General features: G+C 35.6%; 1 pseudogene. It reads right to left on the minus strand.

Annotated elements, in window-relative coordinates:
• Nucleotides 1–235 precede the first annotated feature (235 nt).
• Nucleotides 236–455, minus strand: a pseudogene (locus HC026_RS12425) (hypothetical protein); the annotation flags it as partial.

Genomic DNA, 455 nt, shown 5'->3' on the forward strand with positions numbered 1-455 from the left:
ATTTAAAACATAACAATCTTAGTTAGGTGCAAACATAAATTGAATTAAAAATACAGTCAATTCAACAACAGCAGAAATTGATTTTATGGTTATCAGCAGACCGAGTGAAATGAGGTCAATGCGCACTTACACCCTTGACAAGTGTCAAGGGTAGATTTAATCCCCATTTTGATGGGGCTTATTTGTATTAGAAGGCTAACGCCAACTATCAAAAACCTAGAGTTAAATCTTAAGATTAATCAATCACATTATGAAGGATCCAATGACTATAAGCAAGACGAGCACCGGGAGTTATTACCCAAGGGTGATTAATTTCGAAAATTTGAATTTCAGTTGCTAAGTAAAGTGGCGTCTTACCATGATTAAAAGCAAAAACGGGTTGCGGAAAATCAGGCTTACTAGCAACTTGATGAACACTTTGACGAGAGTTCATCTGCCAACGAATTTTTAAATCT

This window comes from Secundilactobacillus angelensis, assembly GCF_012641075.1.
In the GTDB taxonomy this organism is placed as follows: Bacteria; Bacillota; Bacilli; order Lactobacillales; family Lactobacillaceae; genus Secundilactobacillus; species Secundilactobacillus angelensis.